Origin of the sequence: Marinobacter sp. Arc7-DN-1 (assembly GCF_003441595.1) — a bacterium.
GTDB classification, from domain to species: Bacteria; Pseudomonadota; Gammaproteobacteria; order Pseudomonadales; family Oleiphilaceae; genus Marinobacter; species Marinobacter metalliresistant.
On the sequence record NZ_CP031848.1, the window covers coordinates 667597 to 684507 of the forward strand.

Here is a 16911-nt window from a genome sequence, read left to right on the forward strand (position 1 = left end):
TCAGCTCCAATGCTCGGCAAAGGGGACAGGCTTGCCCTGATCGTTGGAGGTGTAGGCCGCCAGCATCAGTGCCAGTGTCTTGATGTTATCCTGCGCGCTACAGGCGGGGACCCCGCCATTGTCTATCGCGTCAATAAAGTTTTTCAGGAGCTTGCTGGTGGCATTGGCAAAAATATCGAGCGGATCACTGGCAATCTTTTTGGCTTTCTCGGAATGGTACTGAAGAGCCCTGCCGCCCAATGAAACATCAAAGCCCACAAAGGGTTTTCGGTCACCGCCACGAATGCCGGCGGTAAACTGCACATTGCCGCCAAACTCCGTTTCGATGGACGCCTTGCTGCCGTCGAGCCGCAAGTCAAGATAGCGATGCCTGCCTCGGGTAAGCCGGTCCAGCGTGATCTGCGCACTGCGGCCACCGGTAAAGTCGAGTTGGATCAGATTCAGATAATCCGGTCCGGTCGGGTTGGAGGGTTTTGGCATTCTGGCGCTGATCCGCAATGGCTCCTCACCAAAAAAATAACGACACAGATCCAGTACATGGATGCCAAATTCCTTACAGGTACGCTGGGGATCGTTTCCGCGCCAGCCAGCCTCCGTTTTTTCGTTTACGTAAAAGCTTTGTTGAGCGTTAATAAAAAGCAGATCGCCAAAGCCGGGGCTGCCGATTTTATCCTTTGCCGCCTCATATATATTCATGAAACGGAATTCATTATTAACAACGATCCAGCGTTGCTGTTTTTCAGACAGGGCGATCAACTGATGCGCTTCATCCAATGTCGTGGTAAAAGGTTTTTCGCAAAAGATATGACAGCCGTACTTTAACCCTTGCTCTGCCAGCCCGTAATGAAACTGGGTCGGGCTGGCAATGGCCAGAATATCCGGTTTTGTTTGCTCCAGTAGCGTGTTGACGTCTTCGTATACCGGAAACGGAAATGCACCCTTGCCTGCCGCAGGCGTTATTGCCGGATCATGGCCACCAACAAGCTCCAGGTTGGCAAGTTTGCTATACGCGGGCAAGTGAATAGTTTTTGCAGCCGCCCCTAACCCCACCAGGGCGATTTTTTTTCGGTTTGAAGTCATGATTGCTACTCACGGGAATTAACGACATTAAACCACCACAGTCTGCCACAAAACTGTACGACATGTTTTTTGGCCGCTACATTGAAAGGGTTTGGGGTTTTCCCTGTGAGGAGCTGTCATCAGGCTGGGTGGCGCTATAGTGAGCAACTAAGTATGCATGAAAGAGAGCAACTAACGGTCGCGATTGTGGGCGCTGGACTCATGGGCAATTGGCATGCACATGCGGCCAGGAAAAACGGCGCAACGATAACGGCCATTATTGATCCGGACCTGGATGCGGCGAAGGTGCTTGTTGCCCGATATGGCGGCCGTGCCTTCGCGGATTTTGACCAAGCACTTGAACAAGCCCGTTTCGATATAGTGCATCTCTGTACACCGCTTGATACCCATGTGTTACTCGCAAAAAAGGCGCTGACGGCCAGTAAACACCTGATCATAGAGAAGCCCGTAGCACCTGCACGCAATGAGGTTTCTGAATTACTCGATTTGGCAGCAGGCCAGGACCTTTTGTTATGTCCGGTTCATCAGTTTGCTTTTCAGCGCGGTGTCGCATCAGTAAAGAATGAATTGGCACGCCGAACCGGTGGCCCTTTGGCAGTGACTTTTGATTTTGCTTCAGCTGGAGGCGTGGGGCGCCAGGCGCATGAATTGAACCGGATATTGATCGAGATTCTACCTCATCCCTTGTCGATTATGTCAGAGATCTGGCCTGAGACTCCGCTGGAGAAGGAATCCTGGTGTGTAGATAACCCAAGGCCCGGAGAATTATTTGCGTATTGTCACCACCAGGCGTTTCCCGTATCCATCAAACTAAGTCTGAACGCCCGGCCCACACAGTGTAAAATGACAATTTATCACGAGCAGGGAGCCATCCATGCCAATCTGTTTCATGGTTTCGCGGCTTTTGAGTCGCCTGCCGTTTCACGGTTCCGTAAAATCATTTCGCCATTTTCCCTTTCCTTGAAGACACTTTTGGCAGCGACCGACAATTTGTTAAGGCGCTCCGTCAACCGTGAACCAGCCTACCCTGGCTTGAGGTCACTCATCGCACAGTGTTATCAATCGATAAAAAGGTCAACGGACGGGCCGATCACTCGCGACAGCATTATTGCCGTCGCTACAATAACCGAATTGGTCGAGCGTAAACTCTCCCGTTAAATCATTACCCGAAGCTGGTCATTAAATGATATGAGTCCATCTACTAGCGCTCACTTACGTTTCTCTATCGTCGTTATTGAACTTGTCGGCGGCGAAGCGTTGGCGACCTGTCTTTCGGCATTGCAGAAATTTGATATTGAAATCGTTGTCGTATTGAAAGAAGCCTGCCCCCAATTACAAGCCCGGTTCGATCACGTGCGCTTTGAAATACGAAACGAACCCGTGCCGCTGCGGCGAAAAAGCGGTGTCGCTCTCGCCAGTGGCGATGTAGTGGCCCTTGTTGAAGACACGACACTTCCCAGTGACAGCTTGCTCAATGGCCTGGCGAGCGCATTTACAGATGATAATACCCTCGCAGCATCCGGCCCGGTGCTGATTGGGAACAATCTGTCAAGCCGTTATCAGGCGCTGGCATGCACGGAATACGGACGATATCACCCAAGCGTATTATTTGATCACCCTCATCAGCAATCCCAAAAAACAGTGGAAAGATTGCCAGGAAATTTCATCTGTTATCGTCGGGAGGTTTTGGTCTCGGTATTGAGCGAACACAGTGACGGCCTGGTCGAAGGAGTGATCAACCAGCGACTTTTGTCGGAAGGCGGCTCACTGGTCATGGAGCCCATGCTGGCCAACACCTATGGCGCTGAAGACCAGTGGAGCGGGCGCCTTGCCACCCGTTTCCATCATGGATGGATCTATGCCGGTGGAAAGGCGGAACAGAAGAATGTGTTTGCGTGTGCAGTGCAGTTTTTAAAATCACTGTTATTGCCCACGGTGTTGTCTTTCCGGGCAATTCGCTGTATGCCTGGGATGAATGAAATCAGGCACCCACTGAAAGTCAGCCTGTGGATCTGTCTGCTGGAAACCTTCTGGTCGGCTGGCGAAGCGGTTGGTTCGGTGTCTGGCGCACCAAAAAACATGGAGCATTGGCGTTGATGAGAATTGGGATAGATGCAACCTGCTGGTGGAATCAACGCGGCTTCGGGCGAATGGCGCGTGAATTGTTGTCGGCTATGTTTGCGCTTGATTCCGAACATAGGTTCTATCTATTCATTGACCAGGCGCCGACCGAATCAATGAACTTACCCAATATAGAAATCGTGCAGGTATTTCCTGATCGACCCGTGACAGATGCCGCAGTTGCCAACTCCAGCCGTTCTATTGGAGATATGGTGCGGCTGTACAAAGCGGTCTCGGATTCCCCGATTGATCTGATGTTTTTCCCGGCGGTCTACTCATGGTTCCCTGTCCCGCTGAAACTACCCACGGTGGTAACGCTGCACGATGCCATTGCCGAGCACTTTCCGGAAATGATTTTTCCTGACTGGAAAGGCCGACTTTTCTGGACGCTAAAGGTAAAGCTGGCCCTGTGGCAATGCCAGCGGGTGATGACCGTTTCGCATGCCGCAAAGGCAGAGATCGAACAGTATCTGGGGGTGGGAGGCGAGTCGATTGATGTCATCAGCGAAGCGCCGAATAAACTGTTTCGCCCAACAGACAATTCGGCAGCGTGTCAAAACCTGCGTCGCCGGACTGGTCTTCCCCTGGACGGCAAGCTGATTGTGTATGTCGGCGGGCTGGCACCACACAAAAATTTGCAAGGCTTCCTGGAGGGCTTTGCGCTGGCAAGAGAAAGCCGGCAACTTGAGAATGTGCACGTTGTTCTGGTGGGTGACTACGACGGCGCCGGTTTTCATTCGAACTACGACGAATTGCAACAACTGGCGAATGACAGCCGCTTAAAAGGCCTGGTTCATTTTACCGGCTTTATCTCCGACGAGGATCTGGTTATTTTATATAACGATGCCATGGCCGTGGCAATGCCCTCTTTTTCCGAAGGATTTGGTTTGCCCGCTGTCGAAGCGATGGCCTGCGGAACGCCGGTCCTTTCCAGCGACAAGGGGGCGCTGCCTGAAGTGGTCGGTGATGCGGGGATATTTTTTGACCCCTACGACGTCACATCAATCAGTCGCGCGATAAAGGACATGTCAACTGAACACGAGCTGAGACAAAAACTGTCAAACATTGCCATTGCAAGAGCCGGGACGTTTACCTGGGAACGGGCAGCGAAGCTTGCCTTGGGGCATCTGGAAGGGGCAGCTCTCCGTGGTTAAGGATACGGACCATAAGCTATCGGAAAAAAGGTATGATTTGACAGTCATCGTCGCCGAAGAAATGGCCTCGGCCAACCTTCCGGATATTATTATCCACTTACAACCAGAGAAATACCCCTGCGTTGAATTTCTGATCTGTAGTGGAAATGACGACACTTTGCTTAACGACATGCCGGACAGTCAAAATGTCCGTATCATTCGCGCCCAATCCGATAGCAGGATCCCAATGTTATGGCGCGACGGCATTCGTGCGGCCCAGGCAGACAAAGTCGCACTGACCACCGCACATTGTGTTCCTTCGCAAACCTGGATCAAACAGTTGCTTGCTTACCCATTGGAAGGGGATCAGGTCGCCGTTGGTGGCGCAATTGAGAATGTCGAAAACGATACCACGATCGGACGGGTGATTTACCTGTTGCGGTATGTACGCTACACGAGATCAAGACCAGGCGGTCGCGCAGACGATCTGGCAGCCGACAATGCACTTTACCGCAAAGCCGATATACTGGCCCATGAAGACTTGTTGGAAATCGGTTTTTGGGAGCCATCATTTCATGAGCGCTTTTTGGCCGAGGGCAAGCACATGACATTTGATAACGACCTGGTTGTTGTCCATAGGAATTGCTACAGCACAAGGCAATTTATACACCAGCGTTTTAGCCACGGCATTGAATTTGGCATGGCGAGGGCGAAAGTCATGAACGCTCCCAAGCGGTTGATGATGATTGCCCTCTCTCCTTTGATCCCGGTGGTGTTTACCCGGAAAATAATGGCCACCGCCCGCCGTGATAAACAGTTTAACCTGGGTTTGAATCGCGACATGTTCTGGCTGCTGGTGTTTGTATTGGCCTGGTCAATTGGTGAAACCGTCGGCTATGCTAAGAAACAGGAGACTCAATCGTAAATAGTCTCCGTGGCGGTTCTTTGAAAGAGAAAAAAGCGGGCGGATGGGAATTTTTATTTAAGGGGTCTGAAGCATGGATGGTCAGGGAAAATCATCGGATGGAAAAAAGCCACTGTCAATCAGTGTCATTATGCCGGTCTACAATGGCATCGAGTTTATCCGGCAAAGTTTGCCGCCACTGGTGGCCATGAAAGAGCGCGGCGAAGTGCTTGAGGTGATTGTCGTGGATGATACGTCGACGGATGATACACCTCATGTTGCCCGCAGCCTGGGGGCACAGGTAATGCCCTCCGGCGGTCGCCTTGGACCCGGCGCTGCCCGCAATATCGCCGCGAGAGAGGCGAAAGGCGATATCCTGTGGTTTATTGATGCCGATGTCGTTGTTCATGAAGATGCCGCCAGGGTGATGCTTGCGGGTTTCGACGAAGCAGGTGTGGTAGGTGTTTTCGGTTCATATGACGATAAGCCGCCGGCACAGAATTTTCTTTCTCAATACAAGAATCTGGTTCACCACTACTATCACCAGCGCGCAAGAAAAGAGGCGTCTACGTTCTGGTCAGGGTGCGGCGCGATTCGAAAAGAGGCCTTCCTCAAACAGGAGGGCTTTGACGTTGAAATGTTCAACCGACCTTCGATTGAAGATATTGAGCTGGGTTACCGGCTGATCGAAGCAGGAGGAAAGCTTTCTCTACTGACCAACCTTCAGTGCACACACCTCAAAAAATGGCACTTCATCAACCTTATTCATACCGAGGTGTTTTGCCGGGCAATTCCATGGGCCAGATTAATGCTAAGCCGCGGAGGTTTGGATAACGATTTAAATGTAGGTGTTAATGAGCGGATTAAAGCGGTTTTGGCCGGCTTGCTCGTTCTAACTGTCCTCTTTGCGCTTGGGGGCTTGCTATCCTGGCTCTACCCTGTGTTGGTGGTGATGGTTGTCGTGTATGCCAACTGGGATATCTTGCAATTGTTTTATCAGCGCAAGGGACTTTGGTTTGCATTGAAAGGTTTGTTATTTCACCAGATTTATTATCTCTATAGTGCATCCGCATTTGTTTGGGCACTGACCGAAACCAAACTGGGAATACTGAAATAAACCTGCATGAAAGCCATCCTTACCTTTCACAGCATTGATGACCGGGGCTCGGTACTTAGCTTCCCGCCTGCAACGTTCGCCAGGATGATTGCAGAGATCATGGACGGTGACGTTACCATCTGCTCTCTGGATCAATTACTCAGCCCGAATATCGATAATGCCCTCGCAATTACCTTTGATGATGGCATGCGTTCGGTCTATAACAATGCGCTACCGGTGTTAAAAGACGCGAATGTGCCCTCACACCTTTACCTGACAACAGGCTATGTGGGTGGCAAGAATAACTGGCCCACGCAGCCCGCCGGCGCACCAACCTTTGAAATGATGAACTGGCAAGAGATCGAAGCCTGTGTCGAGGCCGGCATGCAGATCGAAAACCATACCGTATCGCATCCTGACTTATGCCGGCTTACCCAGGAGCAAATTGAAGAAGAGTGTGAAACTGCCGACCTGAGTATCGAAAAGCAATTTGGGCGCCGGCCCAGGCATTTTGCTTACCCCTACGGAAACTACGATGCACGGATTGCTGGGATTGTCGGTCAAAAATATCAAACCTGTGTGACGACGGCGTTATTGCCGCTAGGGCGGAAGCTCAGAGCCGCCGAGCTACCCCGATTAGACAGCTACTACCTGCAAAACCGGCGGGACTATCGTCACTTTTTTTCTCCCACAGCGAGCAGTTATTTGCGCTTACGTCACTGGCTGCGTGTTTTCCGGAGTAGGCTTTAGTAAGATCCTGAGTGAATAGCCGCGAGCGCTCAGTAGTATCCCTATCTATCGTCAGCCCGTTAACACACTGCAATCTTCTAGGGCTAGGGATTCACCCCCAATCCACGTAATATTGTGTTAATCCGATCCCAAAACGGTAACACTTGATGGTGTTAAAGTAATTCCATGCGGTCCGTCGCAAAACGTTGCCCCGAGTCACCATACAGTGCCAGAAAATCTCTGATGAAGTGAGGTAGATGATGAATCGCACCGTCCAAAACATGTCGCTAACACTCTGCACTGCGGTGGCTTTTGTCCTTGGCGCTTCTCCGGCAACCGCCACTCCGACTATTACAGGCGTTGACATCCCACCCTCTCCTGACCTGACCTACGGCTCCACGATCACCATCACGGGTTCAGGGTTTGGATCGAAGGCCCAAGCTGAGCCTATCCTATACGACACCGTTGACGCCGCCTATGAAAATGGCGTCCTCAACCGCAAGCACAGTCAGCTTAGCAATGGCGACCTTATCCTGAATACCAATGAAAACCCCGATTCTATATGGGCAGGGCCATCAAGTACCGCTTTCGGCGCTTCCCGCGTGCAAGTCACCTCTAATCGGCCTACCCGCCACGCCAATTCCTCTGAACATTACTACTTCAAAGGCTTTAACGGCTTTGTGGGCAAGCCGGTCGCTTATGGCGGACAATCGGGATTCGACACACCCGCCGACGAACCGCAACTTTACGTTAGTTGGTGGTACAAACCCAAGTACTCTCCCAGCCTTTACTGGAGAATTGACCCACTGAATCAGGACGGAATATTTGTTCCCGGTGAAAAGCTCGCCATGAACGGAATCTCAGCCACCTTTATCGGTGTCGATGATGAAGGAATGATTAATCTAGTTTTCGATGACCCTGTCAATAGCAACGACCTAAAAGGCCAGTTGGTAAGAGGCTCGCTATCAAACGCTACAACGACATTCCCGGAGGTTTTCAAAGGAGGAGGCAGCTTTGGGTATCTCGGCCCTGGATCACAGAAATATTTAAGGATAAGAGAAGATGCTGACGGCAAGATTGGGATAGCTCTATCTTGGACCCAAATGCACCAGACTTTGAGTGGCTACAACACAGCTGACGTGCTGGTAAACTGGAAAAAGCGAGTTCTTGAAGGAGACCGATGGCATTTCATGGAGTTCATGATTGATACCGATAAAGGGATCTTCAAAATCAACATAGATGCTCAACCGATGACGAGCTTTAACTTTGATCCAAAATTAGCCTTTGAAGGCGAATGGAGCCCTACAGTCGCACTTCTCGGCCTCAACGGGAAAGTAGGGCATTTGCAAGAAAGCGACTTTGATGACATCTATATAGACAACTCGTTTCAGAGAGTTATTATTGCTGATTCGAAAAATATACAAGAGGCACGCTATATTGAGGTGCAATATCCAACATCTTGGTCAGATACAACCATAAAGTTCCAGCTCAACAAAGGATCACTACCTAAAGCACAGGAAATATACGCATTCGTATCAAACAGAGATGGTGATTTTAACTCGGAAGGTTATCCATTGTGCCAGGATTGCCTGGCTCCACCTGCAAGGATAGAGATGAAAGTTGACTAGCCACACATAAGACTAAATTCTTCGCCAGACGACCCTCAATAATAGATAAAATATAGTCTTATACCAAATTTTTGTATGGGCCGAACAGATAAATTTTGATAAGAAAGTAAGCTTCTCCCCGAAAGGCGCAGGTGTTAAATTAATCCTGTCACCGCACACACTATAAGTATAACCTGCCTTTCGGGATGGGAACTCGTTATTTCAATTGTCCAGCGCTATCATCAGTAAAACTCGATATTTTGGAATCGATATTAGAAAACTGCTTATTCCAACTTAATTCCAGTTCACATTTTAGCTCCTTAACTTCGTTTTCGAAAGTTTCAAAATTTTCAAAGAGTGACCCAATACCTTCAATTATTGATTGAGCGACAGGCTCAACGTACACAGCTCCCTTGTTAAAATAATTTATGATAGTTTTCTTATAAGACAATACCATGGGCTTATTTAATGCTACAGCTTCGTATGCACCACAGTTAAGAGTGTAGTCCAACGTCGTCAAAACCATCACTGCATCGACTGAACTCAAGTAAAGCAGATAATCATCTTCTTCTACAAAACCAAGGAGCACCACGTTCTGCGGAACACGATCAGGTTGAATATTAGCCTTTTTATAGTTTCCGGAAACATAGATAACCCAGTCAGACGGCATAAGCTTTGCGGCTTCGAGCACTTCCTGAAAAGGTTCATCATCGCTAAATGTACAGATAAAGAACACATTGAATTCGCCCTGTAGCTTTTCCTTTTTTAGAGGGGCTTGAAAAGCTGGAATTTTATCGGGCAAAACAACACCATTCCCTCCCATGCAGTCCACAAACTCCTTTAAGAAAGGGTTCGTAACAATCATTAAGTCAGAATGCCTAATCGTTATATTGCTAAGCATCCTATACAAAATCCACTTAAATTTATAACTTTTGGAGTAACGAAAAGCGAAATTCGTATGTCTATCAGCTACGAGATAGAAGCTAAACGTATTCTTCATCATACAAAGAAAAAGATTAAGAATGATAGATGGATTTTGGCAAACCACCACCTTTGGCCGAATAGAAATTAGGTATTTTAGTGTTTCAAGACAAAGAACAAAATACCTGATTTTTTTTAATTTTTTATCTCCAATCACTTTGTACCGAGCAGAAAAAGATTTAGCTAGAACTCGGGAGCGACGATGATCTTCCCAAGTTATCCATACTGTTTCTGTGTTTTTTTTTGCATCGTTCAATTCTACTTTACCTCAAAAGAAGCGTGCCACTTTTCGATCAATAATATCTGCCTTTTGCAAGATATCAATTTATATGACATAAAAAGGTCGTAAATATCTTTCCTTGAAAAAAGGGGGCCACAAATACCCTCTAAGCCCACATTATCATATATCGAGTTAATCTCAATTATTACCGGCCCTGAATCCGTTATAGCGATATCCATTCCAAGAATTCTATGGTAGTTTATTTTTTTCTGGACAGTAGAGGCAAGAGATCTAACCTGATCCCAACAAGGTATCGCGAAGTCTTTAAATAGTACGCCCGAGTCTGGATGTTCAGGAAATGATTTGCCAGCTATATTTTGCCCAGAACCAACTAAACAACCCTTCTTAGTATCTATTTTTACTGCCAAACCACCCTTACTGAGGTTGTCTATTAAAGAGGAGCAGGAACCAAATCTCATGTATGCTCCTAATTCTACAACCTGTTCTCTTTTATCAAGGGCGGTCACGAATCGAACAGTATTTATTGACTTTGAAACTTCATTTAGACGTTTATGTTGCTCAATGCACTCTTGAACTATCATCGATTCTACGGCGTGCGATGACTTTCGACTAGATGAAAATAAACTGTTTATCTCGCTTCCTGAAATCTCAAAAAAAATAATACCATGCCCTCCTTTTCCATTCACTGGCTTAACAACAATACGCTTGCTTAAATTTCTGTTGGTTTCCACCAACCTACTTACCGCACGCTCAATGTTTTCTCCTGGAGCAACAATCATGTATTCCTTGGGGGTTGAAATGCCATTTAAAACACAAATATCATGACATAGCCTCTTATCCTCATAAACCACTCTGTACTTTGGGAGCTGCAAAACACGAAAAAGACTTCTTCGCTGGAAGGGGTTGTAGTTTGACCCCCAATACAAAGCCCACTCCTGAGGCTTCTTTTCCCAAAGACGACATTGTTGATAATGATCTGGAAACGTCTTAAAAACAAAAAATATGTACAAAAAATCTTTTACGACTCCAATCTTTGATTTCTTGCAAACTTTCCAATCAATCAGAAAGGCGTAAGCGTACGGCAGAAACAAAAAACGTATTACCTGTCTAAGGTAGGGGACTAACTCTCCAATCAAAGATCTCAAAACCCTTATAATATATATGTAAATGTTCTCGATCTTGTTTCTGCCATTTAGTTCGACTATTTTTAAGCGTGGCGCCCCTGATTCTTTATCATGGTTCATTATGCAACCCTTTCCACCAACCTTAATTTTCCGGATGGCTCTCGTGGAATATACTTAACCCTTTCAAAGGTATAATCATACGAGACGTCAAACCGATCTTTAAGCTCACGCAAAAGGTGAGATTTTACTGAATTGAAGGTCTCTTCGGTAGCCACAATGGACAACCTGATGTTGTTGCTATTTTGTGTTATTTTGAAACCTCTTACAGGCAGTCCGACCTTTTTTAAGTCTTCGAACATGTATAAGAAAAATTCACCATGAAACCGTTGACCTTTGCTGTTTATTAAAACGTCATACTCTCGCCCTTGGATGCCAAACATCACCGGTAAAGATAATCCGCAGCGACAATTTTTATCTAATAGCATGATATAGTCCTTTAACCGGTAACGTATTAGTGGCATTGTAAAATTGACGAGGTCAGTAACAACAATTTCACCGAGTTCACCCACTTTCACGGGGCCCCCGGAATCAGCCAAGACCTCCACAATCATGTTCTCTGCGGAGATGTGTAAGCTCCGCTGCTCGCATTCATGGGCAATTGTTCCAAGCTCTCCACAGCCATATTCGTTGAACACCTTGCACTCAAAAATCTTTTCAATCTGCTGTCGATCCGGCTCGGTGAGAGCTTCAGCAGTAGTGACAATGGCTTTCGGTTTTAGGGTCCCGCATTCACCTGCGCGCTCGATGTAGTCGGCGAACTGGCGGATCATGGATACATAACCGTAAAAATAATCTGGCTTAAACTTCTGTAGCTCCAGAAAGTATTTGCCTAGGTCATCCTCCGAAAAAGCGAATGCAGACAACCGTTTGCGGTGGGCAACAAAGTCGATAAGCCTTGCTCGCCAATAGTCCTTCTTACTGGCCGGTATGCCCCAAAAGCGGGCCTGTTTGTCACCAACATCAATTCCCGCCCAATGGTAACCTCTCCAGGTGGCCGCCAGCTCATGAGCCATGCCGGCACTGTCCTTTCGAAGTGTGACCGGTGCCCCAGTGGAGCCACCAGTCGTCTTGTAGCGGGTCAAAAGCCCAGTTTTTCTTGAGTAAAGCTGGTCCGCATGGTTACGGAGGAAATCCTTCTCCAGTAAAGGAATTTCGCGAAGCTGTTCGAGTGAGGTCAGCGGTAACTCCGGAAGATCCGCGTAATGAGGAACCGTTGTCTTAGCATGCTGTAACAGCCGGTTCAACCTTCCCAGTTGCAACCTTTCAATCTGATTCTGCGGGGCATACTGGGTTTTCTCCAACGCCTTCAGATGTCGACCAATCCATTCTCCACGCAACAGGACCACGGGGTAGTAGACACCATACTTGAAAATTAAGTTTCTGATACTCAAGGAGTTACTCCTGGTTTCGTGGGCTTCTTTTGTCCAGGCAAGACCGAGTAAACGCTACGATATTTTTGCGCCATAGCAATGGCTGTATATCGGGCTTCAAAGGCCCGCATTCCAGCCCTGCTATGAACAATGAGATCATGACGATCATTGACAGCCCTTTTGATGCCTTCAAAAAGCTGGCTACAGGAGTTGGATTCCACCAAAATACCGGCCCTCCCTTGGTCTAATGCTTGAGGTATGCCGCCCACCGCCGTGGACAAAACCGCTAAACCTGCTCGCATTGCCTCCAACAAGGTAATTGGCAATCCTTCTGTCAACGAAGGTATCACCAGCAAATCAAAATGCTTCATCAGTCCCGGCACGTCATTCCTGTAGCCAAGCAGGCGCACTTTTGGCTCAAGCTCAAGGTCTGTACGCAACCTCTCCAACTCAGAGCGTTTGCCACCCTCGCCCACAATACACAACCCAAGTTGCATTTTATTGAGCGGTTCCCGGGCCATTGCCCGCAGGAGTTCCGAGAAGTTTTTTTCCGGTGAGAGCCTACCCACTGCCAGGAGGTTAAAGGTATTGCTTTCCAGGAACTGTTCCAGCTCCGGCCCCAGGTTCGCCTCCTGTTCCTCGGGCTGCAACTCAGGAAGGCCGTTTTCGATAACCGCGATTTTGTTTTCGGGCAGTCGGCGGACTATCGGCAGATCAAGCATGTGGGGGGCCACCAAGCAAACCCTGTCCATCAGTCGCAAGAAGACTCTGTCCATTTTTTCATAAACCCACAGCTTGCTGAACCTTGGCGCGTGGACATAGCCATGCAGAGTGGTGACCAAGGGTAGTTTCAAGCCAGCAAGCTTCTGCAGGCCCATCAAAATGTTGAATTTGTAGCCATGGGAATGGAGGATCTGGTAGCCGTTGCTCTTGGCCCACCGGGCGATCCTGACGGATTCACAGAGGTTTAGGCCCGGTTTCATGAGCCAGGGGGTTACCGGCAGATTTCTGCGGCGTGCCTCCAGTTCGATGGCCTTTTCGCCATCTTCATGGGCACCAGCACTCAGGAGCATGGGGCTATCGCCCATTTTGATCTGCTCTTCCATGAGGTTGAGGACCATTTTTTCCGCGCCGTAGAGGCCTCCGCTGTCGATCAGGTGTAACACTTTCATTGACAAACTTACACTCTTTAAAGAGTCGAGGCGGACGGGAATTACCACCTAGTTGTGCCTATCCTCGCCGCCCACCAAGAACGGACTTAATCAAGCTATCATCCGGGACGCCATCACGCATATCCATAATGGGTTTCTCAAAAAACCGGTATATTAAAGAGGATGCAAATATTGCCAAAAATATCCAAATAAGAAAGGCGCACAATTGCAAAAAATAATTATCCAGGATTTTTGGCAAAACAAAAATTGAGAAGCCTTCCATTGCCGGTACATGCACCAAATACAAGGAATACGACCAAACGGAAATATTCCTAATCGATCTTGCTAGCGCTCCCTCCCCTTCAATACTGGAACGCCAGGCTGCCAGTACCGGCAGCCAGCAACTGATACCCACGGAGAGAATCGGAAAAAGAAGCAACAGCATCCAATGTGTCTGATTTATCTCCGGATCGTTCCTGATAACAATTCCAGCGCCCAAAAAACACACACCTAACACAAAAAAATGCATCTTATACCGCGTTAGAAACTCTTTATGGTTGAGCCAAAGCCATGCCGCAGCCACGCCATAGATCAGAGAATCCAGACGCAGTACAGCGACTTGCCGTATTTCATTATTCCACGTCGCATCAAAGCCAACGACATATTGGTATCTGGCCATTAATGATGCCACAGTAACTAAACCAACCGTAGACCAGATCGCAATCGCTCTACTTTTGAAAACTCTTAGCCCGACAATAAAAACAAGGGGTACAGAAAGATAAAACCACTCCTCAACTGTAAGCGACCATGAAACGCTAAAAAATCCCGAATGTGGACCAATTAGATTCTGGAGGAAAAACAGGTAACGCCAATCAAAACTAAACTCATCCTTGAGGAAGCTGAAGCCGATAAAATTGATCAGAACGAAAAGATAGTAGTTTGGCAGGGTGCGCCACCAACGCCGCTTCCAGAAATAAACCAAATCGCTGACGCTCGATTGACACGAAAATGTTTTTAAAAAAATCGTACCAATCAGAAATCCACTTAACACGAAAAATAATTCAACTCCGATAAAATCGAATATTCGAAAAAAAATCTTGATCTCGGGAAAAGAAGGCATGAGTGTCAGGCCATGCCCTACAACTACCAGCATTATCGCCAGGAAACGAAGAAAATCGAGCCCGAAGATTCTGTCTGAGGTCATGATAAAGTCCAAGATATAACAGTTATTGTAATCATCCCTTCCTCGGATTCCAGATAACCTTCTTCTCACCCTTCAGAAACGCTGCCGTTGCTTTGTAGGAGGCAATATTCAGCAACATAAAGTAGTAGGGTATCGAGTAAATCACGGACAGCGGTTGCCCTTCCCCTTCCCGCTTGTGACCGGTCCACGCGAGTGCCATGAAGATGACCAGGCCGATGAATGCCAGTGTGTAGACGCCACGGGCCGGGGCGAGTATCAGTGTGCTGATGGCCAGAGTGATCAAAGGTACGAAGGCGGTATAACGTAACAGCTTGTGAGAAACGAGCTGCCAGGCAAACAATGGATACCGCACAGGGTTCATCAGGTGCCGCATGTCTTTCAATGCCCACAAGGCACGAAGGCTGACACGCACCCGCATGCTGAATTCGCTGTTGCTGTCGTTCAGGGTTTCCTCTTTCAGCAGGGCCTGGGGGTCGTAGATTACCCGATAGCCCTGCTCGACCACTTTCAACGGTTGTACGAAGTCCGGCAACTGGTCGGGGGCGAGGGGTCGGTAAAGCCCCTTGCGCATGGCGTCTATGCCGCCATCCACACCGACAACGGAACCTAACCGGGTTTCCTGCTCACGCAGCCAGTTCTCGTATTTCATGTAGGTGCTGCAGCCGTCGCCCACCAGAGAACCGTCGTCGTTCACGTAGACCATCTTGCCCGTTACATAACCCACATCGGGATCGGCGAAGTTGCTGCACAATTGTCTGACCGCCTGGCTGTCCCACTGGGAGTTGGCGTCGGAGAAGAGGATGATGTCGCCGGTGGTTTCCGGTACCAGAGTGTTCAGGCCGGCGGTTTTTCCCCGCCTTGGTACCTGGCGGAACAGGCGGACCGGGAAGCGAGATTCACTTGCCACACGCGCTATGATGTCATCTGTGCCGTCGTCGGATTCATCCGAGATCACCAGAACTTCCAGTTTGTCTGCCGGATAGTCCAGGGCCAGTTTGTTCTGCAGGGTGGCTTCAATGTCCTTTACCTCGTTGTAGGCGGCAATGAGGATAGACACCTTTGGCTGGTACTCGGCATTGGCTTTTACGGGCCTGGGCCACAGGGCAGCCACCGCTCTTGCCATCAACGGGTACCCGAAATAGATGTAGAAAAGCAGCAACAGGGATAGCCAGAACAGTGGGACTAGCATGGGGATGTGAATTCCATTCTCTCTTGGCCGGCGGTTGCCAATGGTTCCTTTTCGAGCAATTGCAGGTTTCTTAGCACGTCACCCATGGCGGTAAACCGGAAATGGCCCAGCAGTTGGCCCAGCCTGTGTTCGCACACATCCAGGTTGTTGTAGTGCCGAAACCGGGAAAACCATTTAACGTCCAGCCGTGGCTGGCCCGGGTCTACCTCCCAGGGATGGAGGTAGAACACGAACGGCTGGCCCTGGCGGTTGATGCTGCCCAGGCCCCAGCGGCTGAACCAGTAGGGAAACAACCGAAAATAGCCACCGCCGGCGATTGGCAGGGTGTACCCGGGAAACTTCAATGTGCTCAGGGGGAATTCGGCCAGTTCATGGCCTTTGTCGGTTTTCAGGCGGTGGGGCCAGCGTGGTGTACCCGGCATGCCGTAACGGTCGTGGTGCACCGGGAAAATGGAGGAGTCCCAGGTAAATCCTTCCTCGGCGAGTATATCCAGGGCCCAGCGTGACTGGCTGGTAATAGAGTAACTCGCGGCGCGATAGCCAGTGACGGATTCGCCGGTTATGTCTTCGAGGATCTGTTTTGAACGCCGGGTTTCTTCGCGGAAGACTTCAGGCGCCTGGTTATAAATCAACTGATGGCTGTACCCGTGGCTGGCAACCTCGTGCCCGGCTTTCTGGATCTCGCGAACCAGTTGGGGCGATTTTTCCGCCACCCAGCCGAGGGTAAAGAAGGTTGCCCGGGTGTTGTGTCGCTCGAGCAATTCCAACAAACGCCGGGTGTTGGCCTCCACGCGGTATTCCATGGAACCCCAGTCTTCACGCCGCACCGCTTCGGCGAGGGCAGCAACCTGGAAATAGTCTTCCACGTCGATGGTGAGGGCGTTTGCTATCTGGGTGGTATCGATATCATTTTTCACTGGT

15 protein-coding genes are annotated in these 16911 nt (G+C 48.9%); 7 read left to right on the forward strand and 8 right to left on the reverse strand.

The window, feature by feature from the left end:
• A complete protein-coding gene (locus D0851_RS03115) occupies window positions 1-1050 on the reverse strand; it encodes a Gfo/Idh/MocA family protein (RefSeq protein ID WP_162893676.1) in 1050 nt (349 codons plus the stop codon).
• A gap of 135 nt (window positions 1051-1185) precedes the next feature.
• Here D0851_RS03115 and D0851_RS03120 point away from each other — a divergent pair, with 135 nt between their 5' ends.
• From D0851_RS03120 to D0851_RS03150, 7 genes are all read left to right on the forward strand, one after another.
• Entirely contained in the window at window positions 1186-2238 is a 1053-nt protein-coding gene (locus D0851_RS03120; RefSeq protein ID WP_227539504.1) for a Gfo/Idh/MocA family protein, read from the forward strand.
• A 30-nt stretch (window positions 2239-2268) separates the two neighbouring features.
• Complete coding sequence (locus tag D0851_RS03125; protein ID WP_162893677.1) at window positions 2269-3177, forward strand: hypothetical protein; 909 nt, start codon at window positions 2269-2271, stop codon at window positions 3175-3177.
• Entirely contained in the window at window positions 3087-4355 is a 1269-nt protein-coding gene (locus D0851_RS03130) for a glycosyltransferase family 4 protein (RefSeq protein ID WP_162893678.1), read from the forward strand. Before D0851_RS03125 ends, D0851_RS03130 begins: the two co-directional genes overlap by 91 nt.
• Before the next feature lie 37 nt (window positions 4356-4392).
• Window positions 4393-5259, forward strand: a complete 867-nt coding sequence (locus D0851_RS03135; RefSeq protein ID WP_162893679.1) for a glycosyltransferase — start codon at window positions 4393-4395, stop codon at window positions 5257-5259.
• Between the two features lie 73 nt (window positions 5260-5332).
• The gene (locus tag D0851_RS03140; protein ID WP_117617317.1) at window positions 5333-6355 is read left to right on the forward strand and encodes a glycosyltransferase; all 1023 of its coding nucleotides are present in this window, start codon (window positions 5333-5335) and stop codon (window positions 6353-6355) included.
• 6 nt (window positions 6356-6361) lie between these two features.
• Complete coding sequence (locus tag D0851_RS03145) at window positions 6362-7084, forward strand: polysaccharide deacetylase family protein (RefSeq protein ID WP_117617318.1); 723 nt, start codon at window positions 6362-6364, stop codon at window positions 7082-7084.
• Between the two features lie 236 nt (window positions 7085-7320).
• On the forward strand, window positions 7321-8691 hold the full coding sequence (locus D0851_RS03150; RefSeq protein ID WP_117617319.1) for a hypothetical protein: 1371 nt from the start codon (window positions 7321-7323) through the stop codon (window positions 8689-8691).
• Window positions 8692-8887: 196 nt separating this feature from the next.
• Here the strand turns inward: D0851_RS03150 and D0851_RS03155 are convergent, their stop codons facing one another.
• The 7 genes from D0851_RS03155 to D0851_RS03185 are packed head-to-tail and all read right to left on the reverse strand — an operon-like array spanning window position 8888 to window position 16907.
• On the reverse strand, window positions 8888-9907 hold the full coding sequence (locus D0851_RS03155; RefSeq protein WP_162893680.1) for a glycosyltransferase: 1020 nt from the start codon (window positions 9905-9907) through the stop codon (window positions 8888-8890).
• 2 nt (window positions 9908-9909) lie between these two features.
• Window positions 9910-11136 (reverse strand): sugar-transfer associated ATP-grasp domain-containing protein, encoded by a 1227-nt coding sequence (locus tag D0851_RS03160; RefSeq protein ID WP_117617321.1) that lies wholly within the window; start codon window positions 11134-11136, stop codon window positions 9910-9912.
• Entirely contained in the window at window positions 11136-12467 is a 1332-nt protein-coding gene (locus D0851_RS03165; protein WP_117617322.1) for a phenylacetate--CoA ligase family protein, read from the reverse strand. The genes D0851_RS03160 and D0851_RS03165 overlap by 1 nt, the downstream gene beginning before the upstream one ends.
• On the reverse strand, window positions 12464-13618 hold the full coding sequence (locus D0851_RS03170) for a glycosyltransferase (RefSeq protein WP_117617323.1): 1155 nt from the start codon (window positions 13616-13618) through the stop codon (window positions 12464-12466). Before D0851_RS03170 ends, D0851_RS03165 begins: the two co-directional genes overlap by 4 nt.
• Window positions 13619-13676: 58 nt before the next feature.
• Window positions 13677-14801, reverse strand: a complete 1125-nt coding sequence (locus D0851_RS03175) for an acyltransferase family protein (protein ID WP_162893681.1) — start codon at window positions 14799-14801, stop codon at window positions 13677-13679.
• 31 nt (window positions 14802-14832) lie between these two features.
• Complete coding sequence (locus D0851_RS03180; protein ID WP_117617325.1) at window positions 14833-15990, reverse strand: glycosyltransferase family 2 protein; 1158 nt, start codon at window positions 15988-15990, stop codon at window positions 14833-14835.
• Window positions 15984-16907, reverse strand: a complete 924-nt coding sequence (locus D0851_RS03185; protein WP_227539428.1) for an XrtA system polysaccharide deacetylase — start codon at window positions 16905-16907, stop codon at window positions 15984-15986. Before D0851_RS03185 ends, D0851_RS03180 begins: the two co-directional genes overlap by 7 nt.
• Window positions 16908-16911 lie beyond the last annotated feature (4 nt).